We start from the raw sequence: 24,120 nt of genomic DNA on the forward strand, positions 1-24,120 counted from the left end.
CCCCTGTGAGATATGGAAGTCGCTTAGCTTTTATCCGCCATAGCTCAGTTGGTAGTAGCGCATGACTGTTAATCATGATGTCGTAGGTTCGAGTCCTACTGGCGGAGTACTGACAAAAACGTTCATTGAATGTTTTTTTATTGCTCTTTGTCAACTGTAGTGGGTTGAAGAAAAGCTAAGATCTAGAAAGGACAAATTTTATCCTTTCTTTTTTGATGTTCAGGGCGATAAAATCGCTTATCACTCAATTTACGACTATCCTGCTGGATGAGCTTCCAGTAACGTTTGATGGCCTTGTATTCATGGGATTTTCTATCGAATTGGTTCATGATTTGAACATGCAAACGAATCATAGCACGACTGAGATGTTGTACAATGTGAAATCGGTCGAGAACGATTTTAGCGTTAGGAAAAAGTTTTCTGGCAATATCGTAGTAGGGGCTAAACATATCCATCGTAATGATTTTTACCTGACAACGAACAGCTCGCTTGTAGCGAAGAAAGTGATTTTGGATGATAGCTTGTGTTCTTCCTTCAAGAACAGTGATGATGTCGAGCTTTTCAAAATCTTGTGCAATGAAACTCATCTTGCCCTTAGTGAAGGCATACTCATCCCAGGACATAATCTCTGGAAGATGAGAAAAATTATGCTTAAAACGGAAGTCATTGAGCTTGCGAATGACAGTTGAAGTTGAAATGGCCAACTGATGAGCAACATCAGTCATAGAAGTCTTTTTAATCAACTTCTGAGCAATTTTTTGGTTGATGATACGAGGGATTTGGTGATTTTTCTTGACGAGAGATGTTTCAGTGACCATCATTTTCGAACAATGATAGCACTTAAAACGACGCTTTTTAAGGAGGATTCTGGTAGGCATACCAGTCGTTTCGAGGTAAGGAATTTTAGAAGGCTTTTGAAAATCATATTTCTTCATTTGACTTCCGCAATTAGAACAAGATGGGGCATCGTAATCCAGTTTAGCGATGATTTCTTTGTGTGTACAGCTATTAACAACATCCATAATTTGGATATTAGGGCCTTTAATATCGAGTAGTTTTGTGATAAAATGTGATGGTTCCATATGATTCTTTCTAATGATGGTTTGGTCGCTTTTCATTATAGGTCTTATGGGACTTTTTTTCTACACAAATCAGGCTCCATAATATCCATAGGGGATTTACCCACTACAAATATTATAGAGCCTGATTTATAAGTGGAGTAGACAGTTGAAAATCTAAATCTTAGTTTTTGTACCTATAATTACATCTTTATTTTATTTTTAGATCGTTTAGCTTTAAATTCTTCTTTTACAGGATTTGAAGCTTTTTTAGTTCCTTTTTTTGTTAGACTAGTGTTACTAATAAGAAAGGGAATTTTTATATGCTTCAGAAATTTTATGATCGAGCATTTGTTTTTTTGAAACTAGTTGAACAAGAATATGCCTCTTTAGGCCAGAGTTGTGCTGAGTGGGAATCACTTCATCTTCGGTTTTTACTATATTATTTAATCCGATTTAAAATAAAAAGTGATAGGGACTTTTCACTATATCACTTTAAAACAGCTTATCGCCTATATCTAGATAAATTACTGCAAGGTGGTACAACTCTCATCTAATAAGAAACTCATAAATCATATATCACGAACAATAATCTGTATTGATTTTATATTTTTTAGGATTTTGTTTAATTTTTAAGGTTTTGAATTTTGTTATTTACAGAAATTCCAAATCTTTTCTACTGTTTCTTCTTGATAAAAAAGTGTTTTTTTCTTATAATAAGTTGTAAGATATAATTGCGGGTGAAATTCCTGCCATGTATATGAGAAAGGACGAGCTCCTAGTAGCTCAGACGAATTTTATTATGACTTCAGTTGTTGTTGTAGGTACCCAATGGGGCGATGAAGGTAAAGGAAAAATTACAGATTTTCTTTCAGCCAATGCGGAAGTGATTGCTCGTTACCAAGGTGGTGATAATGCAGGTCACACCATTGTTATTGATGGTAAAAAGTTTAAGTTGCACTTGATTCCATCTGGAATTTTCTTCCCTGAAAAAATTTCAGTTATTGGAAATGGTATGGTTGTAAACCCTAAATCTCTTGTGAAAGAGTTGAGCTATCTTCATGATGAAGGTGTGACAACTGATAACTTGCGTATTTCTGATCGTGCGCATGTTATTTTGCCTTACCACATTGAGTTGGATCGCTTGCAGGAAGAAGCTAAGGGTGATAATAAGATTGGTACTACAATAAAGGGAATTGGTCCAGCATATATGGACAAAGCTGCTCGTGTTGGAATTCGTATTGCGGATCTTTTGGATAAAGAGATTTTTCGTGAGCGTTTGGAACGCAATCTTGCGGAAAAGAATCGTCTGTTTGAAAAATTGTATGATAGTGAACCTATTTCATTCGATGATGTTTTTGAAGAATATTATGAATACGGGCAACAAATCAAGCAATACGTGACAGATACTTCTGTTATCTTGAACGATGCGCTTGATAATGGCAAACGTGTGCTGTTTGAAGGTGCACAAGGTGTTATGTTGGATATTGACCAAGGGACTTATCCATTTGTTACTTCTTCAAACCCTGTCGCTGGTGGTGTGACAATTGGGTCTGGTGTTGGTCCAAGTAAGATTGACAAGGTTGTAGGTGTATGTAAAGCCTATACGAGTCGTGTAGGTGACGGACCTTTCCCAACGGAATTATTTGATGAAGTGGGAGATCGCATCCGCGAAGTAGGTTATGAATACGGTACAACAACTGGCCGTCCACGTCGTGTGGGTTGGTTTGACTCAGTTGTGATGCGTCATAGTCGTCGTGTATCTGGTATTACCAATCTTTCATTGAACTCTATCGATGTTTTGAGTGGTTTGGATACTGTGAAAATATGTGTGGCCTATGATCTTGATGGTCAACGTATTGATTACTATCCTGCTAGTCTTGAGCAGTTGAAACGTTGCAAACCTATCTACGAAGAATTGCCAGGTTGGTCAGAAGATATCACTGGAGTCCGTAATTTAGAAGACCTTCCTGAGAATGCACGTAACTATGTTCGTCGTGTAAGCGAGTTGGTTGGGGTTCGTATTTCTACTTTCTCAGTAGGTCCTGATCGTGAACAAACTAATATTTTAGAAAGTGTTTGGTCATAGGAGATTTTTAAGATTAGTTTAAGACAGGTTGGGTATACTATAGACAGTTACAAGAAGACCTCCTAACTTGTTGTAACAAATATCCTAAACTTTTCTTTTTCATAATAATCTCCCTATTAAGTCACCGCATTCGGTGGCTTTTTTTGTCTTGAGAATCATGATATAATAATAAAATCGACAAGTAGGAAAAGAGAAAAACGATGAATTATACAGTTGAAGAAAAAGAAAGCTTTATGAGAGAGGCTTTGAGAGAGGCTGAGATTGCCTTAGAACACGATGAAATTCCAATTGGTTGTGTGATTGTCAAGGATGGAGAAATCATTAGTAGGGGGCATAATGCGCGTGAGGAGTTGCAACGGGCGGTTATGCATGCAGAAATCATGGCTATAGAGAATGCGAATGTGAGTGAGGAGAGTTGGCGCCTGCTCGATTGTACGCTTTTTGTGACCATTGAACCTTGTGTCATGTGTAGCGGGGCGATTGGGCTTGCCCGTATTCCAAACGTAGTCTACGGGGCTAAAAATCAGAAATTTGGTGCAGCTGGGAGCTTGTACGATATTTTGACAGATGAGCGTCTCAATCATCGTGTAGAGGTGGAAACGGGAATTTTGGAAAATGACTGTGCAGCGATTATGCAGGACTTTTTCCGAAATCGACGGAAAAAATAATTTCTCTTTAAAAACAGAAGGGAATGTGGTATAATAAACAGTGGAGCAACAGTTCTGCGTGAAGCGGGTCAGGGGAGGAATCCAGCAGCCCTAAGCGATGTGAATTGTGTGCTCTTTTTTCGTGCTTTTTCCGAATAAATAAGATAGAATAATCTAGAATAAATGATAATAGAAAAGAGAAAAATATGAAAATTCGTGGTTTTGAATTGGTTTCGAACTTTACAGATAAAAATTTGCTACCTAAGCGTGAGACAGTGCATGCAGCGGGTTACGACTTAAAGGTCGCTGTGCGTACGGTTATTGCGCCAGGAGAGATTGTATTAGTTCCGACAGGTGTTAAGGCCTATATGCAACCGACAGAAGTGCTTTATCTTTATGACCGTTCATCAAACCCTCGTAAGAAGGGCTTGGTCTTGATTAACTCTGTGGGTGTCATTGATGGGGATTATTATGGAAATCCTGGAAATGAGGGGCATATTTTTGCTCAGATGAAGAATATCACAGACCAAGAGGTTGTTCTTGAAGTTGGGGAACGTGTGGTTCAGGCTGTCTTTGCTCCTTTCTTAATTGCGGATGGAGATGCTGCTGATGGCGTGCGAACTGGTGGATTTGGATCGACAGGGCACTAGAATGAAGATTATCTTTATACGTCACGGGGAGCCAGATTATAGTATGCTTGATAAACTTGAAAATCCGCAACTCTATAGTGGTTTTGGTCGTGATTTAGCACCATTGACAGGAAAAGGTCGCAGTCTGGCAAAAGAAGTTGCTAAAACTGCATGTTTTGGAAAGGCAGAGATTATTATTTCATCGTCTGTGACGAGGGCTTTAGAAACAGCCCATTATATAGCAGTTGAAACAGGATTGGACTTGATTGTGGAGCCGTTTTTTCATGAGTGGCGTCCAGACATAGATGGCACTAACTCTGATTTAACTAGTGTATTGGTAGCTCATGAATATTATCTAAAACATCAAGGAGCTTTATCTGAAGATTCTCCTTATCGCTATGAAACTGATCTAGAGATGCGTCATCGTTTTTTAAGAGCTTTGGAAAAATATAAAAAATATAAAACTATTATCATTGTAACTCACGGAATGCTCATGCGCCAATTTGTACCAGACGAGAAGATTAATTTTTGCCAAGTGATTGAATGTGAGATAGAAATTTAGAAAGAGGTTTATCATCGCAAAGAAAAAAGCGACATTTGTGTGTCAAAATTGTGAATATAATTCACCTAAGTATCTAGGACGCTGTCCAAACTGTGGAGCTTGGTCTTCTTTTGTCGAGAAAGTTGAGGTTTCTGAGGTCAAGAATGCGCGTGTGTCCTTGACAGGTGAGAAAACCAAGCCCATGAAACTGGCTGAGGTGACTTCCATCAATGTCAATCGAACCAAGACGGAGATGGAGGAATTTAACCGTGTACTTGGAGGCGGAGTGGTTCCAGGAAGTCTTGTCCTCATCGGTGGGGATCCAGGAATCGGGAAATCAACCCTTCTTTTACAAGTTTCAACCCAGTTGTCTCAAGTGGGTACGGTTCTCTACGTCAGTGGGGAGGAGTCTGCCCAGCAAATCAAGCTACGAGCAGAGCGCTTGGGAGATATTGATAGCGAGTTTTATCTCTATGCAGAGACCAATATGCAGAGCGTTCGAGCTGAGGTGGAGCGCATCCAACCAGACTTTCTCATTATCGACTCCATCCAGACTATTATGTCTCCTGAGATTTCAGGGGTACAGGGGTCTGTTTCTCAGGTGCGTGAGGTGACAGCTGAGCTCATGCAGCTGGCCAAGACCAATAACATTGCTATCTTTATCGTAGGACATGTGACCAAGGAAGGTACTCTGGCTGGTCCGCGTATGTTGGAGCATATGGTGGATACAGTGCTTTACTTTGAAGGGGAACGTCACCATACCTTTCGTATCTTGAGAGCAGTCAAAAACCGTTTTGGTTCCACTAATGAGATTGGCATCTTTGAGATGCAGTCGGGCGGATTGGTTGAGGTACTCAATCCGAGTCAAGTTTTCCTAGAGGAGCGCTTGGATGGAGCCACTGGCTCATCAATCGTTGTGACCATGGAAGGGACGCGTCCGATTTTGGCTGAGGTTCAGGCTTTGGTGACACCGACCATGTTTGGAAATGCCAAGCGTACGACCACAGGACTTGATTTTAATCGTGCGAGTCTGATTATGGCTGTTTTGGAAAAACGGGCAGGTCTTCTCTTGCAAAATCAGGATGCCTATCTCAAATCTGCTGGCGGTGTTAAATTGGATGAACCTGCCATTGACTTGGCCGTTGCTGTTGCCATTGCTTCTAGTTACAAAGATAAGCCAACCAATCCTCAGGAATGTTTTGTAGGAGAATTGGGCTTGACAGGAGAGATTCGGCGTGTGAATCGTATCGAACAACGTATCAATGAAGCGGCAAAACTGGGTTTTACCAAGATTTATGTACCCAAGAATTCCTTGACAGGAATCACTCCACCAAAGGAAATTGAAGTCATTGGTGTGACAACGATTCAGGAGGTTTTGAAAAAGGTCTTTGCATAATCCGTGACAAATCTTCTTAAAAATGATAAGATAGGAGAAATATTTGGCTATCAAATTTTCAAGGAGGGAATCGTGTCGTATTTTGAACAGTTTATGCAAGCCAATCAGGCTTATGTTGCCCTACATGGGCAGTTAAATCTACCAATCAAACCCAAAACAAGAGTGGCTATTGTGACCTGCATGGACTCACGTCTGCACGTTGCGCAAACTCTAGGTTTGGCACTTGGAGATGCTCATATCTTGCGGAATGCGGGTGGTCGAGTAACTGAAGACATGATTCGTTCACTGGTGATTTCCCAGCAACAAATGGGGACTAGAGAGATTGTAGTGCTTCACCATACAGACTGTGGAGCTCAAACCTTTCAAAATGAAAGTTTTCATGAACAGTTGAAACACGAGCTCGGAGTTGATGTGTCTGATCAAGATTTTTTACCATTCCAGGATGTGGAAGAGAGTGTGAGAGAGGATATGCAGTTGCTTCGAGAATCTCCACTGATTCCTGATGATGTGGTTATTTCAGGTGCTGTCTATGATGTGGATACAGGAAGTATGAGAGAAGTATACTAACTTTGTCTCGAAAAAATTTCATCCTAGCATAAAATCGATTGTTAAAATGTAGGATTTTTAGATTTAATATAGCTAATATAAAATAGTATAAAATAAGGGTATAAATGTTTGCTCTTGTTTTATTTTTGATTGAAAAATAAAGGGAAAAGCGCTACAATGGTAGATGGAAAATGTTGTGTAAAAAACAAGTGATACATAAATACCGGAGGAAATCATGTCTTTTTCTGATTTAAAGCTGTTTGCCCTTTCTTCTAATAGAGAATTGGCAGAGCGTGTGGCGCAAGAAATTGGGATAGAGTTGGGGAAATCGACTGTTCGCCAATTTTCAGATGGGGAGATTCAGGTCAACATTGAAGAATCAATCCGTGGAAAACACGTCTTTATCCTACAATCAACGAGTTCACCTGTAAATGATAATTTACTTGAAATTTTGATTATGGTGGACGCATTGAAGCGTGCTAGTGCAGAATCTGTCAATGTTGTTATGCCCTACTATGGCTATGCACGTCAGGATAGAAAGGCGCGCGCGCGTGAGCCAATCACTTCAAAACTTGTTGCAAATATGCTTGAAGTAGCTGGAGTGGATCGTTTGTTGACGATTGATTTGCACGCTGCACAGATTCAGGGATTCTTTGATATTCCTGTAGATCACTTGATGGGTGCTCCATTGATTGCGGACTATTTTGAACGCCGTGGCATGGTTGGCTCTGACTACGTGGTTGTCAGTCCAGACCATGGTGGGGTGACTCGTGCTCGTAAATTGGCAGAGTTTTTGAAAACTCCGATTGCGATTATTGACAAACGCCGTAGTGTAGACAAGATGAATACCAGTGAAGTGATGAACATTATCGGTAAGGTAGAAGGTAAGACTTGTATCTTGATTGACGATATGATCGATACAGCTGGAACTATTTGTCATGCGGCAGATGCTCTTGCTGAAGCAGGTGCCGTTGAAGTTTACGCAAGCTGTACGCACCCAGTACTTTCAGGGCCAGCTATGGACAATATCCAAAAATCAGCTATTAAGAAATTGGTTGTTTTGGATACTATCTACCTACCAGAAGAGCGTTTGATTGATAAGATTGAACAAATTTCGATTGCTCATCTTCTAGGCGATGCTATTATTCGTATCCACGAAAAACGTCCTCTTTCTCCATTATTTAGTATCGAGAAAAAAATCTAAACTTTCACTTGAAATAGATAGTTCTCCTAGCAAGTTTCTTTTCTTGCTAGGAGATTTTTATAGTCAAAACCTGCAAGCCTTTTCAAAATGTGCTATACTGATGAAAAAGGAGGATCTCTATGAGCCAAGAATTTATCAATCCAAGTGATGGTGTGATCCGCCAGTATCTGGCGACCAGTAAAACGTTAGCGGTAGTGGGCTTGTCCGATCGTGAGGAAACAACCAGCAATCGAGTGACCAAGGAAATGCAGGCTCGGGGCTATAAAATCATTCCAGTTAATCCCAAGGCTGCAGGTGGGGAAATCTTGGGAGAAAAGGCTTATGCGAGTCTAGCTGAGATTCCTTTTCCTGTGGATATTGTCAATGTATACCGACGGAGCGAGTTTTTGCCAGATGTGGCGCGTGATTTTCTCAAGGCTGATGCCAAGATTTTTTGGGCGCAATTAGGACTTGAAAATCTAGAAGCGGAAGAAATCTTGCGTGCTGGAGGATGCGATGACATCGTGATGAATCGCTGTATCAAGAGAGAACATACTCGCTTAATTCTTGAGAAATAAAAAGGTAGCCATGGGCTACCTTTTTATATTATAAAGTACCAATCAATGCTTGCATGCCAAGACTGGTGAGGATGATGGCAATCCAGCAAAGGGCTCCGAGGACAATAGATTTGCCACTGGATCTAACCATGGCAATCAGATTGGTTTTGAGACCGATGGCACTCATGGCCATGATGATGAGGAATTTAGAGAGTTGTTTGAGAGGGGTAAAGAAGCTACTGGGCACACCGAGAGAGGTAAGGAGAGTCGTTAAGAGAGAGGCTAGGATAAAATAAAGGATAAAAAGTGGGAAAACTTTTTTCAGTTGTACGCCTTGTTTATTTTCTTGTTGGCGACTTTGCCAGTAGGAGAGAAAGAGAGTGATGGGAATGATCGCTAAGGTGCGTGTGAGTTTAACAATGGTTGCCGATTCGAGGGTATTGGTCTGGTAAAGACTGTCCCAGGAACTGGCGGTAGCCGTCACAGAAGAAGTATCATTGACTGCAGTTCCTGCAAAGAGGGCGAAGCCATCATTGGATAGGTGAAGCCAGGTTCCTAGGGTTGGAAAGATGAGCGCAGCCAAGATATTGAAGAAAAAGATAACGGAAATGGCTTGGGCAACCTCCTTTTCTTTGGCATGGATAACGGGTGCTGTAGCAGCAATGGCAGAGCCACCACAGATAGAAGATCCCACTCCAACCAAGATAGCCAGTTTTGTATCCAGTGCAAAGAAGCGCTGGAAGAGGTAGGCAATAATCAGGGCTATTGAAATGGTGGAGAGGATAACAGGGAGTGAAGATTGCCCAACTGCGAAGACTTGCGAGATATTGAGACCAAAACCAAGCAAGACAACGGCATATTGGAGTAATTTTTTAGAACTAAAGGTCAATCCAGCATCCAGTTGTTTATAGGATGAGAGAAAGGGATTTAGGAGCATTCCTATGAAAATGGCAAAAACGGGTGCGCCAATGACAGGAAAGAATCCTCCTAAGTACCAAGATACGATAGAAATGAGAAGGCAGGCAAAGATGCCTGCTCCATTTTTTGATAAAAATGACATATAAACCTCCGAAAATAAGCATTTATTATTATACTCCTGTCGAGAAGAAAAGTAAAACAGAAAGTGAAAAATGCAGGTTTCAGATGGATTTTGCGGTCAGGGAGCTTTTGTAGTATAATAGTACTATGTTCTGTAAGCAAGGGGGATATCTATGGACTTAACCAAGAGCTTTAATAAACAGTTAGACAAGATTCAAGTTTCCTTGATTCGCCAGTTTGATCAGGCTATTTCGGAGATTCCTGGGGTCTTGCGTTTGACCTTGGGGGAACCTGATTTTACAACGCCAGATCATGTCAAGGAGGCAGCCAAGCGAGCCATTGACCAGAACCAATCCTACTATACAGGGATGAGCGGTTTACTGACCTTGCGCCAGGCTGCTAGCGACTTTGTAAAAGAAAAATACCAGCTAGATTATAATCCTGAAAATGAAATTTTGGTTACAATTGGGGCGACAGAGGCTTTATCTGCTACTTTGACAGCTATTTTGGAAGAGGGGGACAAGGTGCTCTTGCCAGCTCCTGCCTATCCAGGATATGAGCCGATTGTCAATCTAGTTGGGGCAGAGATTGTCGAGATTGATACGACTGAAAATGGTTTTGTCTTGACTCCTGAAATGTTGGAAAAGGCCATTTTGGAGCAAGGGGATAAGCTCAAAGCAGTTATTCTCAACTATCCAGCCAATCCGACAGGAATTACCTATAGTCGGGAGCAGTTGGAAGCCTTGGCAGACGTTTTACGCAAGTATGAGATTTTTGTTGTCTGTGATGAGGTTTACTCAGAATTAACCTATACAGGCGAAGCCCATGTATCTCTGGGAACTATGCTGAGAGACCAGGCTATTATTATCAATGGCTTGTCTAAATCGCATGCTATGACTGGTTGGCGTTTAGGCTTTATCTTTGCTCCTGCAGCTTTCACAGCACAGTTAATCAAGAGCCACCAATATTTGGTCACTGCCGCAAATACCATGGCTCAACATGCTGCAGTGGAGGCCTTGACAGCTGGTAAAAACGATGCGGAACCTATGAAGAAGGAATACATCCAGCGTCAAGATTATATCATCGAAAAGATGACTGCTCTTGGTTTTGAGATTATCAAACCAGACGGTGCCTTCTATATCTTTGCTAAGATTCCAACAGGTTACAATCAAGACTCCTTTGCTTTTCTGAAGGATTTTGCTCAGAAGAAGGCTGTTGCCTTTATCCCTGGTGCCGCCTTTGGGCGTTACGGAGAAGGCTATGTTCGCCTGTCTTATGCAGCCAGCATGGAAACGATCAGTGAGGCCATGAAGCGACTTGAGGAGTACATGAGAGAAGCATGATTCAGTCTATCACGAGTCAAGGTCTCGTACTCTACAATCGTAACTTTCGTGAGGATGACAAGCTAGTCAAGATCTTTACCGAGCAGGTGGGCAAGCGCATGTTTTTCGTCAAACACGCTGGCCAGTCCAAACTAACTCCTGTTATTCAGCCCTTGGTGTTGGCACGATTTCTCTTGCGCATCAATGATGACGGTCTTAGCTACATCGAGGACTACCATGAGGTGATGACCTTTCCAAAGATTAATAGTGATCTCTTTGTTATGGCCTATGCTACCTATGTGGCTGCTCTTGCAGATGCTAGTTTGCAGGATAATCAGCAGGATGCTCCCTTGTTCGCTTTCTTGAGGAAGACTCTGGAGTTGATGGAAGCAGGGATAGATTATCAGGTCTTAACCAATATTTTTGAAATTCAAATCTTGACTCGATTTGGAATCAGCCTTAATTTTAATGAGTGTGTCTTTTGCCATCGGGTGGGTCAGGCCTTTGACTTTTCTTTCAAATATGGAGCCTGCCTTTGCCCAGAGCATTATCATGAGGATGAGAGACGTTGTCATCTAAATCCCAATATCCCTTATCTGCTCAATCAGTTTCAAGCCATTGATTTTGAAACCTTGGAGACTATTTCGCTTAAGGCAGGAATCAAGCAAGACTTGCGCAGGTTTATGGATCAGATCTACGAAGAGTATGTCGGGATTCACCTGAAATCAAAGAAATTTATTGATTCCCTAGCCGACTGGGGACAATTACTAAAAGAGGAAGACAAATGAAAAAAATTGCAGTAGATGCTATGGGGGGCGATTACGCACCTCAAGCCATCGTTGAGGGTGTCAACCAAGCCCTTGCTGACTTTTCAGATATTGAGATTCAACTCTACGGAGATGAAAGCAAGATCAAGCAATATCTAACGGCGACAGAGCGTGTCAGCGTTATTCATACGGATGAGAAAATCAACTCAGACGATGAGCCGACAAAAGCTATCCGTAAGAAGAAAAATGCCAGCATGGTATTGGCAGCTAAGGCTGTTAAAGAGGGAGAAGCAGACGCTGTCCTCTCTGCTGGTAACACAGGTGCCTTGTTGGCTGCAGGATTCTTCATTGTGGGTCGTATCAAAAATATCGATCGTCCAGGACTCATGTCTACCTTGCCGACCATTGATGGAAAAGGGTTTGACATGCTAGACCTTGGAGCCAATGCGGAAAATACAGCCCATCATCTGCACCAATACGCTGTTTTGGGTTCCTTCTATGCGAAAAATGTTCGTGGGATTTCGAAACCACGTGTTGGTTTGCTCAACAATGGAACAGAAAGCAGCAAGGGAGATCCGCTTCGTAAGGAAACATACGACTTGCTAGTAGCTGATCAAAGTTTGAACTTTGTCGGAAACGTGGAAGCGCGTGATCTGATGAATGGCGTTGCGGATGTTGTCGTAACAGATGGTTTCACGGGAAACGCTGTTCTCAAATCCATTGAAGGGACAGCTTTGGGAATCATGGGCTTACTTAAAAATGCTATTACGGGTGGTGGCCTTCGAGCGAAGCTAGGTGCTCTACTTCTTAAGGATAGTCTTAGGGGGTTGAAGACACAGCTTAACTATTCAGATGTTGGAGGAGCAGTTTTGTTTGGCGTCAAGGCGCCAGTTGTAAAAACTCATGGATCAAGTGATGCCAAGGCTGTGTACAGTACGATTCGTCAGATTCGTACCATGCTAGAAACAGACGTAGTTGCTCAGACTGCGCGTGAATTTTCAGGAGAATAAAAAGATGACAGAAAAAGAAATTTTTGACCGTATTGTAACCATTATCCAAGAGCGACAGGGAGAGGACTTTGTCGTAACAGAGGCCTTGAGTCTGAAAGATGATTTAGATGCGGACTCAGTGGATTTGATGGAGTTCGTCTTGACACTAGAAGATGAATTTGGGATTGAAATTAGTGATGAAGAAATTGACCAACTGCAAAGTGTAGGAGATGTTGTAGCAGTTGTCAAAAGTAAAGAATAGCAAAAAGCAACATGATTTGCATGTTGCTTTTTTGTTATGTGACTATTAGTCCGTCTCGCTCCGTAAGGTGCGAGACCAATAAACCACCCGCTATGCGGGTGCGCGTCGAAGGTTATACCAAAAAACTCCAAACGCGATACAATAAAGGTGTTCAAGCCAATTGTAAAGCGAAAGGAGAAAAAATATGGCACAAAAGGCACATAATTTATCACACACAAAGTGGATGTGCAAATATCACATTGTGTTCACCCCTAAGTATAGACGAAAAATCATTTATAATCAATATCGAAGTAGTTTGGGAGAAATATTCCACCGATTATGTAGTTATAAAGGTGTTGAGATTATCGAAGGACACTTAATGCCTGATCATGTACATATGTTAGTAAGTATTCCACCAAGGATAAGTGTTTCAAGTTTTATGGGTTATTTAAAAGGCAAAAGTGCACTCATGATGTTTGATAAACACGCCAACCTCAAGTATAAGTTTGGAAATCGGCATTTCTGGGCAGAAGGTTATTATGTGAGCACAGTAGGGCTTAATGAAGCCACAATTAAGAAATATATTCAGGAGCAGGAAAAGCATGATATAGCACTAGATAAATTAAGTGTAAAAGAATATGAGGATCCCTTTAGGGATAGTGGTAAGTAGTACCAAGGTCTCTTTAAGAGACAAGTGACGAGTCAAGAGCAATGAGGCTTGAACAACGTGAAAGCCAGCGTCTTTAGACCGCTGGCTGGTTATTTGGGCTTATAGCCCTGGTGCAAACCACCCGTTAGACGGGTGGTTATGATTTGCAGAAAAAAGAAAAATTTTTAGTAGAAATTGCGAATAAAGAGATGAGAAAGATAAAAGGAGGAATGTTTATGTATGCGACCGGTCTTTATCCGTGGTTCATTAAGTGGTTTTTAAAATAAAAATGAATGAGTTGCTCATTTTCGAATTGTTTTTCGAATAGATAGGTAAGAAGAAAAGGAAGGAGAGAAGAAAATGATTTCAGTAATTTACCCAATCTGGCTATTTAAGTGGCTTAGAGGTTAAAGATTAAATATATAGAAAAAATAAGGAGAAAAAGGATGACAAATTTTGACAACATGGAACAGAACTTTGTAGCTCTTACAGAAGAAGAGTTGACGGATGTGAATGGGGGGATTGCACCGATTGTTATTGGCGGGGTAGTTATTAGTTGGAAATTAATTGGAGGTGTAGCAGCGCTTGCTACAGCTACAGCAGGTGCAGGAGTTGCGGCAGGTTATTATGCTAATCGGCCATAACATTGGAGTCTGAGATGAAAATCATACAATTGATACTGAAATATTGGCCAGAATTGACTGTATTATTCAGCTCGATGGCTTATATAAGTATTAGAGTAGTGGCTGATGTAAACAAAATAAACCTACCTATATGGTTTGAATATTTTGATATACCAACGATTTCATTATTTTTGATGACATTCATTTTAATATATAGAAATGAAGGAGAAGAGAATGGATAAATTTCAAGTAATTGATGAGAAAGACTTGCAAGCAATCGAAGGAGGAATTGAGCCTATTTCGATTATATTTGGTCTAAGTGCTATTGCATTCAGCGCATTTGGGGCTGGTTACAAATTTGGTTCAGATTTAGCTCGTCGCGGGCGTTAGGTAATGAACAATCGCAACCTTAATCTTACCTAAACTAGCCACTATACTTCCTTTGTTAGAAGTAGGTCTTAATCTTACGCTTCATCTAATTCGTACGGGTTCGCTAGTATCTTTTGATTGGCAATGGAGTCTAATAGGTTTGATTGCCGCAGGCTATTTTGGTATTTTTTGTAAGGATTTGAAGAAAAATAATCGAAACTATAAATGATGAATCTGAATGGAAAGGATTTTGTGCATGTAAATGGCGGAGTTTCCCGCCTTTCTTATCAGTTAAATAGGAGTCTGCTATGAAAAAATTCTTATTAAGTTTTGCTGAGGGGTATTTTGTCGTATCGATCATTCTTTATATCGCAACGTATTTGATTATGAAAAATCCGATCAACACCTTGTTTTATCCAGAAACCTATCCAATTCTACTTGGTCTGTTTTATCTAGGATACAAGTACAAAACAAAAGAAAGTAAGATAGGAAATTGATTGACTATCAGATTGGAGTTTGAGATGAAAGTCGTTCAATTACTACAAAAAGCTTGGCTAGAGTTTATTGTATTGTCTATCTAAATGGCTTATCTAATGATTAGAATCGTGGCTAATATAAACAAAATAAATCTACCTACGTAGTTTGAATATCTTGATATACCTAAGATTTCATCATTCTTGATGACATTTATCTTACTTTATAGAAATATCATTTCAGAATAGTTTATTTCTGGGCATTCATTTTTTAACGGTTACTTTAAACAGGCAGAACTTTTGTTCTGTTTTTTTACATTTAAATGATAGTTTATGCTTTTTAAAGTGCGTTTTAGGTGCAAAAATGGTTTATTTAGGAATATTTCCCTGTTTTCATCCTTATTTGGTTAAAATAATCTTACAAATTTTTAAAGAGATTGTTAGAAAAAGGAGAAGGATATGAAATTTGGGAAAAGGCACTATCGTCCCCAGGTGGATCAGATGGATTGTGGCGTGGCTTCCTTGGCTATGGTCTTTGGTTACTACGGTAGTTATTACTCCTTGGCTCATCTACGAGAACTAGCTAAGACGACCATGGATGGGACGACTGCTTTGGGTCTTGTAAAGGTGGCAGAGGAAATTGGTTTTGAAACGCGGGCTATCAAGGCGGATATGACGCTCTTTGACCTGTCAGATTTGACCTTTCCGTTTGTGGCTCATGTGCTCAAGGAAGGGAAGTTACTCCACTATTATGTGGTGACAGGTCAGGATAAGAAGGCAATCCATATCGCTGATCCAGATCCCAGTGTTAAGCTGACCAAGCTTTCCCGTGAGCGATTTGCGCAAGAATGGACAGGAGTCAGTCTCTTTATGGCTCCGTCTCCAGACTATAAACCCCATAAGGAGAAAAAACAGGGGCTCCTATCCTTCTTGCCAATCTTGCTCAAACAGCGGGGTTTGATTGCTAATATCGTTTTGGCAACACTCTTGGTAACCCTGATTAATATCGTGGGCTCTTATTATCTGCAGTCTATCATTGACAGTTACGTACCAGACCAGATGCGTTCAACCTTGGGCATTATCTCAATAGGATTAGTCATCGTCTATATCCTCCAGCAGATTTTATCGTATGCGCAGGAATACCTCTTACTTGTTTTGGGGCAACGCCTGTCAATTGATGTGATTTTGTCCTACATCAAGCATGTTTTTCACCTGCCGATGTCCTTTTTCGCGACACGCAGGACAGGGGAAATCGTATCCCGTTTTACAGATGCCAATAGTATCATCGATGCGCTAGCGTCGACCATTCTATCGATCTTTTTGGATGTGTCAACGATTTTGATTATCTCGCTTGTCTTGTTTTCACAAAATATGACGCTCTTTTTCATTAGTCTACTTGCACTTCCTATCTACACAGTGATTATCTTTGCTTTTATGAAGCCGTTTGAAAAGATGAATCGAGACACTATGGAAGCCAATGCAGTTCTGTCTTCTTCTATCATTGAGGACATCAACGGTATTGAGACCATTAAATCTTTGACTAGTGAAAGTTCACGCTATCAAAAGATTGATAAGGAATTTGTAGCTTATCTGAAAAAATCCTTTACCTATAGCCGGGCAGAAAGCCAGCAAAAGGCACTGAAAAAAGTTGCTCAGCTCCTGCTCAATGTTGCCGTTCTCTGGCTAGGAGCCATTCTTGTTATGGATGGGAAAATGAGTTTGGGCCAGCTGATTACTTATAACACCCTGCTTGTTTACTTTACCAATCCTTTGGAAAATATCATCAATCTGCAAACCAAACTTCAAACAGCGCAGGTTGCCAATAATCGTCTGAACGAGGTCTATCTGGTCGCTTCGGAGTTTGAGGAGAAGAAAACAGTTGAGGATTTGAGCATGATGAAGGGAGATATGACCTTTAAGCAGGTTCACTATAAGTATGGCTATGGTCGTGACGTCTTGTCGGATATCAATTTGACCATTCCGAAAGGGTCTAAGATGGCTTTCGTGGGAATTTCAGGGTCAGGAAAAACTACCTTGGCCAAGATGATGGTTAATTTTTACGACCCAAGTCAAGGGGAGATTAGTCTAGGTGGCGTCAATCTCAATCAGATTGATAAAAAAGCCCTGCGCCAGTACATCAACTACCTGCCTCAACAGCCCTATGTCTTTAACGGAACGATTTTGGAGAATCTTCTCCTTGGAGCCAAGGAGGGGACGACTCAGGAAGACATCTTACGGGCGGTTGAGTTGGCCGAGATTCGGGAGGATATTGAGCGCATGCCACTGAATTACCAGACAGAATTGACTTCAGATGGGGCTGGAATTTCTGGTGGACAACGGCAGCGAATCGCTCTGGCGCGTGCTCTCTTGACAGATGCGCCTGTCTTGATATTGGATGAGGCGACCAGCAGTTTGGATATTTTGACAGAGAAGCGAATTGTTGATAATATCATGGCTTTAGACAAGACCTTGATTTTCATTGCTCACCGCTTGACTATTGCTGAGCGGACAGAGAAGGTTGTTGTTTTGGATCAGGGTAAGATTGTCGAAGAAGGCACCCATGCAGACTTGCTTGTACAGGATGGCTTTTACGCCCATTTGGTGAATAGCTAGGAAGAGGAGAGGATGAAACCAGAATTTCTAGAAAGTGCGGAGTTTTATAATCGTCGTTATCATAATTTTTCCAGTCGGGTGATTTTACCTATGTCCCTTTTGCTCGTGTTTCTGTTAGGATTTGCAGTTTTTGCAGAGAAGGAGATTAGTTTGTCCACCCGAGCGACTGTCGAACCTAGTCGAATCATTGCCAATATCCAGTCAACTAGCAATCAACGGATTGTGGCAAATTATCTGGAAGAAAACAAACTAGTCAAGCAGGGGGATCTACTGGTTCAGTACCAGCAAGGGGCTGAGGCTGTTCAGGTTGAGGCATATGCCAGTCAGTTGGAGATGCTAAAGGATCAAAAAAAGCAGTTGGGGTATTTACAATCCAGTTTGAAAGAGGGGAGTGATCAATTTCCAGAGGCGGATAAGTTTGGTTACCAGGAGATGTTTAGAGATTATCTCAGCCAAGCGAATGGTCTAAGAAGTAATGTTTCTCAGCAAAATGAGACCATCGCGTCCCAGAATGCAGCAGCTAGTCAAACCCAAGCTGAAATCGGGAACCTCATCAGTCAAACAGAGGCTAAAATTCGCGATTACCAGACAGCTAAGTCGGCTATTGAAACAGGTGCTTCCTTGACCAGTCAGAATCTAGCCTACTCTCTCTACCAGTCTTACAAGTCTCAGAGGGAGGAAAATTCCCAAGCTAAGGCTCAGGCTGTTGCACAGGTGGATGCGCAAATTGCTCAGCTAGAGTCTAGTTTAGCTACTTATCGTGTGCAGTATGCGGGTTCTGGAGCTCAACAAGCCTACGCAACGGGACTGGATAGTCAACTTGAATCCCTCAAGTCTCAGCACCTAGTCAAAGTCGGTCAGGAATTAACCCTTTTGGATCAGAAAATTTTGGAGGCGGAGTCGGGTAAGAAAGTGCAAGGCGGTCTTCTAGATAAGGGGAAAATTATAGCAAGCGAGGACGGTGTGCTTCACCTTAATCCTGAAACCAGTGATTCTACCATGGTTGCAGAAGGAACCCTGCTAGCTCAACTCTACCCATCTTTGGAAAAAGAAGGAAAAACCAAACTCACAGCCTATCTCAGTTCAAAAGATGTTGCTAGAGTTAAGATTGGGGACTCTGTTCGTTATACTACAACTAATGATGCGAAGAATCAAATTTTCCTGAATTCCACGATTACAAGTATTGATGCGACAGCCACCAAGACTGAAAAAGGGAATTTCTTTAAAATTGAGGCGGAGACCCATCTGACTTCTGAGCAGGCTACAACACTTCGTTATGGTTTAGAAGGTCGCCTGCAGATGATTACAGGAAAGAAAAGCTATCTCCGTTATTTTTGGGATCAATTTTTGAATAAAGGGTAATATTCGTGTTTTTCAGAGAATAAATGATTTTAAAACTGTAAGAAGAGTTCATCTTGCAGTTTTTCTTTATGCTTAGAATAGGAAAACGTTATTTATTCGTAAAAACCTTGAATTTTTCATGCTTTTGTGGTAGAATGTGCTCAAGTAAAACGAAAGGCGAACTTTAAAATGTCAAAACAACTGATCTATTCGGGAAAAGCCAAGGATATCTATACAACTGAGGATGAAAATCTCATTATTTCAACTTACAAGGACCAGGCAACTGCCTTCAACGGTGTCAAGAAGGAGCAGATTGCGGGTAAGGGAGTGTTAAATAATCAGATTTCATCTTTTATTTTTGAGAAATTAAATGCGGCTGGTGTAGCGACTCACTTTGTGGAGAAAATTTCGGACACGGAACAGCTCAATAAAAAAGTTGAGATTATTCCTTTGGAAGTTGTGCTCCGCAACTACACGGCTGGTTCCTTTTCAAAACGTTTTGGCGTAGAAGAAGGTATCGCATTTGAGACTCCAATTGTCGAATTTTACTATAAAAATGATGATTTGGATGATCCCTTTATCAATGACGAGCATGTGAAATTCCTTAAAATTGCGGATGACCAGCAGATTGCTTACTTGAAGGAAGAAACCCGTCGTATCAATAAACTTTTGAAGGCTTGGTTTGCTGAGATTGGTCTTAAATTGATTGACTTTAAGCTAGAGTTCGGTTTTGACAAGGATGGCAAGATTATCTTGGCAGACGAATTTTCACCAGATAACTGCCGTTTGTGGGATGCAGATGGCAATCACATGGACAAGGATGTTTTCCGTCGGGGATTGGGAGAACTAACAGACGTTTACGAGATTGTCTGGGAGAAATTGCAGGGTTTGAAATAATCTGTTAGAAACGGAAAACCTTCGTCTTTCAGATGTAAGGACTCAGGCTGAAAAGGTCCCCCAGACCTTTTCACTCCGTAGAGATCTCGGAGAATTAACAGACGTTTACGAGATTGTCTGGGAAAAGTTGCAAGGTTTAAAAATAACACCTTCAAGGTCATTTGTGAACATTGCAAGAGCTGAAATAAAGGAATAAGAATTGATGAATAAACGTATTTTTGTTGAGAAAAAGGCTGATTTTCAGGTCAAGTCAGAGAGTTTGGTGAGAGAGCTCCAGCACAACTTGGGACTTTCAAGCTTGAAAAGTATTCGCATCGTGCAAGTTTATGATGTCTTTGACTTGGCAGAGAACCTTTTTGCGCCTGCAGAAAAACACATTTTCTCTGAACAGGTGACAGACCATGTCTTGGATGAAGCGGCTGTGCAAGCAGATCTTGCTAACTATGCTTTCTTTGCCATTGAAAGCCTGCCAGGGCAGTTTGACCAGCGTGCAGCTTCTTCACAGGAAGCCTTGCTTTTGCTTGGTAGCTCAAGTGATGTAACGGTTAATACAGCACAATTGTACTTGGTTAATAAAGATATTGATGCGACTGAGTTGGAAGCGGTCAAGAACTACCTGCTCAACCCAGTGGATTCTCGTTTCAAGGACATCACGACAGGAATTGCCAAGCAGGAATTTTCAGAGTCAGACAAGACCATTCCTAAATTGACTTTCTTTGAAAGCTATACGGCAGAAGACTTTGCTCGCTACAAGGCAGAGCAAGGGATGGCCATGGAAGTGGATGATTTGCTTTTTATCCAAGACTATTTCAAATCAATCGGGCGCGTGCCGACGGAAACAGAGCTCAAGGTTTTGGACACTTATTGGTCTGACCACTGCCGTCACACGACTTTTGAGACAGAGTTGAGACAGATTGATTTCTCAGCTTCTAAATTCCAAAAGCAATTGCAAGCGACTTATGACAAGTATATTGCCATGCGTGATGAGTTGGGGCGTTCGGAGAAACCACAAACCTTGATGGATATGGCGACTATTTTCGGTCGTTATGAGCGTGCTAATGGACGTTTGGATGATATGGAAGTGTCTGACGAAATCAATGCTTGCTCGGTTGAAATCGAAGTGGACGTTGATGGTTTCAAGGAACCTTGGCTCCTCATGTTCAAAAACGAAACCCACAATCACCCAACGGAAATTGAACCATTTGGTGGGGCTGCTACTTGTATCGGTGGCGCCATTCGTGACCCATTGTCAGGCCGTTCTTATGTTTACCAAGCCATGCGTATCTCAGGCGCGGGTGACATTACAACGCCGATTTCAGAAACGCGCGCTGGGAAATTGCCGCAACAAGTCATTTCGAAGACAGCGGCTCATGGTTATTCTTCATATGGTAACCAAATTGGTCTTGCAACGACTTACGTTCGTGAATACTTCCACCCAGGCTTTGTAGCTAAACGTATGGAGCTAGGTGCCGTTGTCGGAGCGGCTCCTAAGGAAAATGTAGTCCGTGAAAAACCGGAAGCGGGGGATGTGATTATCCTTCTTGGAGGTAAAACAGGTCGTGATGGTGTCGGTGGTGCGACGGGTTCTTCTAAGGTTCAAACAGTTGAGTCTGTAGAGACTGCTGGTGCTGAGGTTCAAAAAGGGAATGCCATCGAAGAACGTAAGATTCAACGTCTTTTCCGTAATGGCGATGTCACTCGTCTCATCAAGAAATCCAACGACTTTGGTGCTGGTGGTGTCTGTGTGGCTATCGGTGAATTGGCAGATGGTCTTGAAATCGACCTTAATAAAGTGCCTCTTAAATACCAAGGCTTGAATGGTACAGAAATTGCTATCTCTGAATCACAAGAACGGATGGCAGTTGTGGTGCGTCCTGAAGACGTAGATGCCTTCGTTGCAGAATGTAATAAAGAAAATATTGACGCTGTTGTGGTGGCAACAGTGACTGAAAAACCAAATCTAGTCATGCACTGGAATGGGGAAACCATCGTTGACTTGGAACGTCGTTTCCTTGATACCAATGGTGTACGCGTGGTCGTCGATGCCAAGGTTGTGGATAAGGATGTCAAACTCCCAGAAGAACGCATAACAAGCACTAACACACTTGAAGCAGATACCCTTGCGGTTCTATCTGATCTCAACCATGCGAGTCAAAAAGGTTTACAGACCATCTTTGACTGCTCGGTCGGTCGTTCAACGGTCAATCACCCACTTGGCGGTCGCTACCAACTCACACCAACTGAGGCATCTGTGCAGAAATTGCCAGTTCAGCACGGAGTGACTCACACTGCGTCAGTCATGGCTCAAGGATTCAACCCATATGTGGCAGAATGGTCTCCATATCATGGCGCTGCCTATGCGGTTATCGAAGCAACCGCTCGTCTAGTGGCGACAGGTGCCAATTGGTCTAAGGCCCGTTTCTCTTACCAAGAGTATTTTGAGCGTATGGACAAACAAGCTGAGCGTTTCGGTCAGCCAGTAGCAGCTCTCCTAGGTTCTATCGAAGCACAAATCCAGCTTGGCTTACCATCTATCGGTGGTAAGGATTCTATGTCTGGTACTTTCGAAGAATTGACCGTACCGCCAACCTTGGTTGCCTTTGGGGTGACGACGGCAGATAGCCGTAAGGTGCTCTCTCCAGAGCTTAAGGGTGCTGGTGAAAATATCTACTACATCCCAGGTCAAGCCCTCTCTGCAGAGATTGATTTTGATTTAATTAAGCAAAACTTTGCTCAGTTTGAAGCCATCCAAGCTGACCACAAAGTAACGGCAGCTTCAGCTGTCAAATACGGTGGTGTGCTTGAAAGCTTGGCTCTTGCTACTTTTGGGAACCATATCGGTGCAGAGGTGACCTTGCCTGAACTTGAAACAGCCTTGACAGCTCAATTAGGCGGATTTGTCTTCACATCTCCTGAAGAGATTGCTGGAGTAGAGAAAATTGGACAAACAAAAGCAGACTTTACACTCCTTGTCAACGGTGTGAAGCTAGATGGACAGAAACTTGACAGTGTCTTCCAAGGCAAACTGGAAGAAGTTTACCCTACTGAATTTGCCCAAGCCAAAGAACTGGAAGAAGTTCCAGATGTCGCTTCTAAAGCAGTCATCAAAGCTAAAGAAACTATTGAAAAACCTGTTGTTTACATCCCAGTCTTCCCAGGAACCAACTCAGAATATGACTCAGCTAAAGCCTTCGAAAAAGAAGGGGCAGAGGTTAACTTGGTGCCATTCGTGACCTTGAATGAAGAAGCCATTGTCAAGTCAGTTGAAACTATGGTTGACAATATCGGCAAGGCAAACATTCTCTTCTTTGCAGGCGGATTCTCCGCTGCAGACGAGCCAGATGGATCAGCTAAGTTTATTGTCAATATCCTTCTTAATGAAAAAGTGCGTGCGGCCATTGATAGCTTTATTGCTCGTGGTGGCTTGATTATCGGTATCTGTAATGGATTCCAGGCCTTGGTCAAATCAGGTCTTCTTCCATATGGAAACTTTGAAGATGCCAGCAGCACGAGTCCAACCCTCTTCTACAATGATGCCAACCAGCACGTGGCCAAGATGGTGGAAACTCGGATTGCCAATACCAACTCACCATGGTTGGCTGGAGTACAAGTGGGCGATATCCATGCCATTCCAGTATCGCACGGTGAAGGGAAATTTGTCGTGACGGCTGAGGAATTTGCAGAGCTCCGTGCCAATGGTCAAATCTTTAGCCAATACGTTGACTTTGACGGCAAACCAAGTATGGATTCTAAGTACAATCCGAATGGTTCGGTAAATGCCATCGAAGGGATTACCAGCAAGAATGGCCAAATCATCGGTAAAATGGGCCACTCAGAACGTTATGAAGACGGTCTCTTCCAAAATATTCCAGGGAATAAAGACCAGCACCTGTTTGCGTCGGCTGTTAAATACTTTACTGGGAAATAAGACTTGCAGATTTTCTAATAGATAGTATCCGTAATGTAAAAGTTATGTAGACTTAGCTTGTGATGATTGCAAATAGTTTGTTTTGCGAGTGAAACGAGTTTCTACAGTATCATTCCGCAGTAGTGCAGTTAGCTAGTATTTGAGACTTTGGCTCAAATACTAGCTAGAAAATTTCTTGATAGACTTTCTGTTTTTTCGTCGGCATTCATGACGACAATGAAAAA

Annotated in this window: 23 protein-coding genes, 1 tRNA gene, 1 other RNA gene and 1 pseudogene; 24 read left to right on the plus strand and 2 right to left on the minus strand. The window is 41.8% G+C overall.

All coding sequences use genetic code 11. The features are described from left to right. Positions 1-33: 33 nt before the first annotated feature. Positions 34-107, plus strand: a tRNA-Asn gene (locus tag MK396_RS08030). Positions 108-221: 114 nt separating this feature from the next. On the opposite strand, the pseudogene MK396_RS08035 reads toward MK396_RS08030, so the two are convergent. Further along, positions 222-1,082 (minus strand): annotated as a pseudogene (locus tag MK396_RS08035) (ISL3 family transposase); the annotation flags it as partial. Between the two features lie 299 nt (positions 1,083-1,381). On the opposite strand from MK396_RS08035, the gene comW reads away from it, so the two are divergent. From comW to MK396_RS08085, 10 genes are all read left to right on the plus strand, one after another. Further along, positions 1,382-1,615 carry a sigma(X)-activator ComW gene (gene comW, locus MK396_RS08040; RefSeq protein WP_268724238.1) on the plus strand — a complete coding sequence of 78 codons (234 nt, stop codon included), beginning with the start codon at positions 1,382-1,384 and terminating at the stop codon, positions 1,613-1,615. Between the two features lie 245 nt (positions 1,616-1,860). Further along, the gene (locus tag MK396_RS08045) at positions 1,861-3,147 is read left to right on the plus strand and encodes an adenylosuccinate synthase (protein WP_268724239.1); all 1,287 of its coding nucleotides are present in this window, start codon (positions 1,861-1,863) and stop codon (positions 3,145-3,147) included. A gap of 200 nt (positions 3,148-3,347) precedes the next feature. Beyond that, positions 3,348-3,815, plus strand: coding sequence for a tRNA adenosine(34) deaminase TadA (gene tadA, locus MK396_RS08050; RefSeq protein ID WP_268724240.1), 468 nt, complete (start codon positions 3,348-3,350; stop codon positions 3,813-3,815). A gap of 32 nt (positions 3,816-3,847) precedes the next feature. Beyond that, positions 3,848-3,946: signal recognition particle sRNA small type (ffs, locus tag MK396_RS08055), an RNA gene on the plus strand. Positions 3,947-4,000: 54 nt separating this feature from the next. Beyond that, positions 4,001-4,444 (plus strand): dUTP diphosphatase, encoded by a 444-nt coding sequence (locus MK396_RS08060; protein ID WP_268724241.1) that lies wholly within the window; start codon positions 4,001-4,003, stop codon positions 4,442-4,444. A gap of 1 nt (position 4,445) precedes the next feature. Continuing rightward, positions 4,446-4,985, plus strand: a complete 540-nt coding sequence (locus tag MK396_RS08065; RefSeq protein ID WP_268724307.1) for a histidine phosphatase family protein — start codon at positions 4,446-4,448, stop codon at positions 4,983-4,985. A 13-nt stretch (positions 4,986-4,998) separates the two neighbouring features. Then, positions 4,999-6,360: a DNA repair protein RadA gene (gene radA / locus MK396_RS08070; RefSeq protein ID WP_419150876.1), complete on the plus strand. Its 1,362-nt coding sequence runs from the start codon at positions 4,999-5,001 to the stop codon at positions 6,358-6,360. 72 nt (positions 6,361-6,432) lie between these two features. Then, entirely contained in the window at positions 6,433-6,927 is a 495-nt protein-coding gene (locus MK396_RS08075; RefSeq protein WP_268724242.1) for a beta-class carbonic anhydrase, read from the plus strand. Between the two features lie 214 nt (positions 6,928-7,141). Beyond that, on the plus strand, positions 7,142-8,110 hold the full coding sequence (locus MK396_RS08080; RefSeq protein ID WP_000010181.1) for a ribose-phosphate diphosphokinase: 969 nt from the start codon (positions 7,142-7,144) through the stop codon (positions 8,108-8,110). 119 nt (positions 8,111-8,229) lie between these two features. Continuing rightward, entirely contained in the window at positions 8,230-8,667 is a 438-nt protein-coding gene (locus MK396_RS08085; protein ID WP_000076476.1) for a CoA-binding protein, read from the plus strand. Between the two features lie 28 nt (positions 8,668-8,695). Here MK396_RS08085 and MK396_RS08090 read toward each other — a convergent pair whose 3' ends face one another. After that, positions 8,696-9,706: a YeiH family protein gene (locus MK396_RS08090; protein WP_268724243.1), complete on the minus strand. Its 1,011-nt coding sequence runs from the start codon at positions 9,704-9,706 to the stop codon at positions 8,696-8,698. A 151-nt stretch (positions 9,707-9,857) separates the two neighbouring features. Here MK396_RS08090 and MK396_RS08095 point away from each other — a divergent pair, with 151 nt between their 5' ends. The 13 genes from MK396_RS08095 to MK396_RS08155 all read left to right on the plus strand — a co-directional run bounded on the left by MK396_RS08095 (position 9,858) and on the right by MK396_RS08155 (position 23,896). Continuing rightward, positions 9,858-11,027 (plus strand): pyridoxal phosphate-dependent aminotransferase, encoded by a 1,170-nt coding sequence (locus MK396_RS08095; protein WP_268724244.1) that lies wholly within the window; start codon positions 9,858-9,860, stop codon positions 11,025-11,027. Next, the gene (recO, locus tag MK396_RS08100) at positions 11,024-11,794 is read left to right on the plus strand and encodes a DNA repair protein RecO (protein WP_268724245.1); all 771 of its coding nucleotides are present in this window, start codon (positions 11,024-11,026) and stop codon (positions 11,792-11,794) included. The genes MK396_RS08095 and recO overlap by 4 nt, the downstream gene beginning before the upstream one ends. Further along, positions 11,791-12,783, plus strand: coding sequence for a phosphate acyltransferase PlsX (plsX, locus tag MK396_RS08105; RefSeq protein ID WP_070567930.1), 993 nt, complete (start codon positions 11,791-11,793; stop codon positions 12,781-12,783). Before recO ends, plsX begins: the two co-directional genes overlap by 4 nt. A gap of 4 nt (positions 12,784-12,787) precedes the next feature. Next, on the plus strand, positions 12,788-13,024 hold the full coding sequence (locus MK396_RS08110; RefSeq protein ID WP_000136441.1) for an acyl carrier protein: 237 nt from the start codon (positions 12,788-12,790) through the stop codon (positions 13,022-13,024). A gap of 184 nt (positions 13,025-13,208) precedes the next feature. Beyond that, positions 13,209-13,673, plus strand: coding sequence for an IS200/IS605 family transposase (gene tnpA, locus MK396_RS08115; RefSeq protein WP_268724246.1), 465 nt, complete (start codon positions 13,209-13,211; stop codon positions 13,671-13,673). Positions 13,674-14,098: 425 nt separating this feature from the next. After that, entirely contained in the window at positions 14,099-14,296 is a 198-nt protein-coding gene (locus MK396_RS08120) for a class IIb bacteriocin, lactobin A/cerein 7B family (protein ID WP_268724247.1), read from the plus strand. 14 nt (positions 14,297-14,310) lie between these two features. Then, positions 14,311-14,517, plus strand: a complete 207-nt coding sequence (locus MK396_RS08125) for a hypothetical protein (RefSeq protein WP_061420154.1) — start codon at positions 14,311-14,313, stop codon at positions 14,515-14,517. Then, positions 14,510-14,665: a smi_0061 family bacteriocin-like peptide gene (locus MK396_RS08130; protein ID WP_000357247.1), complete on the plus strand. Its 156-nt coding sequence runs from the start codon at positions 14,510-14,512 to the stop codon at positions 14,663-14,665. The genes MK396_RS08125 and MK396_RS08130 overlap by 8 nt, the downstream gene beginning before the upstream one ends. 287 nt (positions 14,666-14,952) lie before the next feature. Further along, positions 14,953-15,141 carry a hypothetical protein gene (locus tag MK396_RS08135; protein ID WP_125840618.1) on the plus strand — a complete coding sequence of 63 codons (189 nt, stop codon included), beginning with the start codon at positions 14,953-14,955 and terminating at the stop codon, positions 15,139-15,141. A gap of 435 nt (positions 15,142-15,576) precedes the next feature. Further along, entirely contained in the window at positions 15,577-17,730 is a 2,154-nt protein-coding gene (comA, locus tag MK396_RS08140; RefSeq protein ID WP_268724248.1) for a peptide cleavage/export ABC transporter ComA, read from the plus strand. 12 nt (positions 17,731-17,742) lie between these two features. Next, positions 17,743-19,092, plus strand: a complete 1,350-nt coding sequence (gene comB, locus MK396_RS08145; protein ID WP_268724249.1) for a competence pheromone export protein ComB — start codon at positions 17,743-17,745, stop codon at positions 19,090-19,092. 168 nt (positions 19,093-19,260) lie between these two features. Further along, entirely contained in the window at positions 19,261-19,968 is a 708-nt protein-coding gene (purC, locus tag MK396_RS08150; RefSeq protein WP_250315624.1) for a phosphoribosylaminoimidazolesuccinocarboxamide synthase, read from the plus strand. 202 nt (positions 19,969-20,170) lie between these two features. Beyond that, on the plus strand, positions 20,171-23,896 hold the full coding sequence (locus MK396_RS08155) for a phosphoribosylformylglycinamidine synthase (RefSeq protein ID WP_268724250.1): 3,726 nt from the start codon (positions 20,171-20,173) through the stop codon (positions 23,894-23,896). Positions 23,897-24,120: the final 224 nt, after the last annotated feature.

Origin of the sequence: Streptococcus oralis (assembly GCF_026782235.1) — a bacterium.
GTDB lineage: Bacteria > Bacillota > Bacilli > Lactobacillales > Streptococcaceae > Streptococcus > Streptococcus oralis_CC.

Bases quoted from the DNA above. Each gene is read 5' to 3' on its own strand.
- comW (WP_268724238.1), top strand. From the start codon at position 1,382: ATGCTTCAGAAATTTTATGATCGAGCATTTGTTTTTTTGAAACTAGTT.
- MK396_RS08045 (WP_268724239.1), top strand. From the start codon at position 1,861: ATGACTTCAGTTGTTGTTGTAGGTACCCAATGGGGCGATGAAGGTAAA.
- tadA (WP_268724240.1), top strand. From the start codon at position 3,348: ATGAATTATACAGTTGAAGAAAAAGAAAGCTTTATGAGAGAGGCTTTG.
- MK396_RS08060 (WP_268724241.1), top strand. From the start codon at position 4,001: ATGAAAATTCGTGGTTTTGAATTGGTTTCGAACTTTACAGATAAAAAT.
- MK396_RS08065 (WP_268724307.1), top strand. From the start codon at position 4,446: ATGAAGATTATCTTTATACGTCACGGGGAGCCAGATTATAGTATGCTT.
- MK396_RS08080 (WP_000010181.1), top strand. From the start codon at position 7,142: ATGTCTTTTTCTGATTTAAAGCTGTTTGCCCTTTCTTCTAATAGAGAA.
- MK396_RS08085 (WP_000076476.1), top strand. From the start codon at position 8,230: ATGAGCCAAGAATTTATCAATCCAAGTGATGGTGTGATCCGCCAGTAT.
- MK396_RS08090 (WP_268724243.1), bottom strand. From the start codon at position 9,706: ATGTCATTTTTATCAAAAAATGGAGCAGGCATCTTTGCCTGCCTTCTC.
- MK396_RS08095 (WP_268724244.1), top strand. From the start codon at position 9,858: ATGGACTTAACCAAGAGCTTTAATAAACAGTTAGACAAGATTCAAGTT.
- recO (WP_268724245.1), top strand. From the start codon at position 11,024: ATGATTCAGTCTATCACGAGTCAAGGTCTCGTACTCTACAATCGTAAC.
- plsX (WP_070567930.1), top strand. From the start codon at position 11,791: ATGAAAAAAATTGCAGTAGATGCTATGGGGGGCGATTACGCACCTCAA.
- MK396_RS08110 (WP_000136441.1), top strand. From the start codon at position 12,788: ATGACAGAAAAAGAAATTTTTGACCGTATTGTAACCATTATCCAAGAG.
- tnpA (WP_268724246.1), top strand. From the start codon at position 13,209: ATGGCACAAAAGGCACATAATTTATCACACACAAAGTGGATGTGCAAA.
- MK396_RS08120 (WP_268724247.1), top strand. From the start codon at position 14,099: ATGACAAATTTTGACAACATGGAACAGAACTTTGTAGCTCTTACAGAA.
- MK396_RS08125 (WP_061420154.1), top strand. From the start codon at position 14,311: ATGAAAATCATACAATTGATACTGAAATATTGGCCAGAATTGACTGTA.
- MK396_RS08130 (WP_000357247.1), top strand. From the start codon at position 14,510: ATGGATAAATTTCAAGTAATTGATGAGAAAGACTTGCAAGCAATCGAA.
- MK396_RS08135 (WP_125840618.1), top strand. From the start codon at position 14,953: ATGAAAAAATTCTTATTAAGTTTTGCTGAGGGGTATTTTGTCGTATCG.
- comA (WP_268724248.1), top strand. From the start codon at position 15,577: ATGAAATTTGGGAAAAGGCACTATCGTCCCCAGGTGGATCAGATGGAT.
- comB (WP_268724249.1), top strand. From the start codon at position 17,743: ATGAAACCAGAATTTCTAGAAAGTGCGGAGTTTTATAATCGTCGTTAT.
- purC (WP_250315624.1), top strand. From the start codon at position 19,261: ATGTCAAAACAACTGATCTATTCGGGAAAAGCCAAGGATATCTATACA.
- MK396_RS08155 (WP_268724250.1), top strand. From the start codon at position 20,171: ATGAATAAACGTATTTTTGTTGAGAAAAAGGCTGATTTTCAGGTCAAG.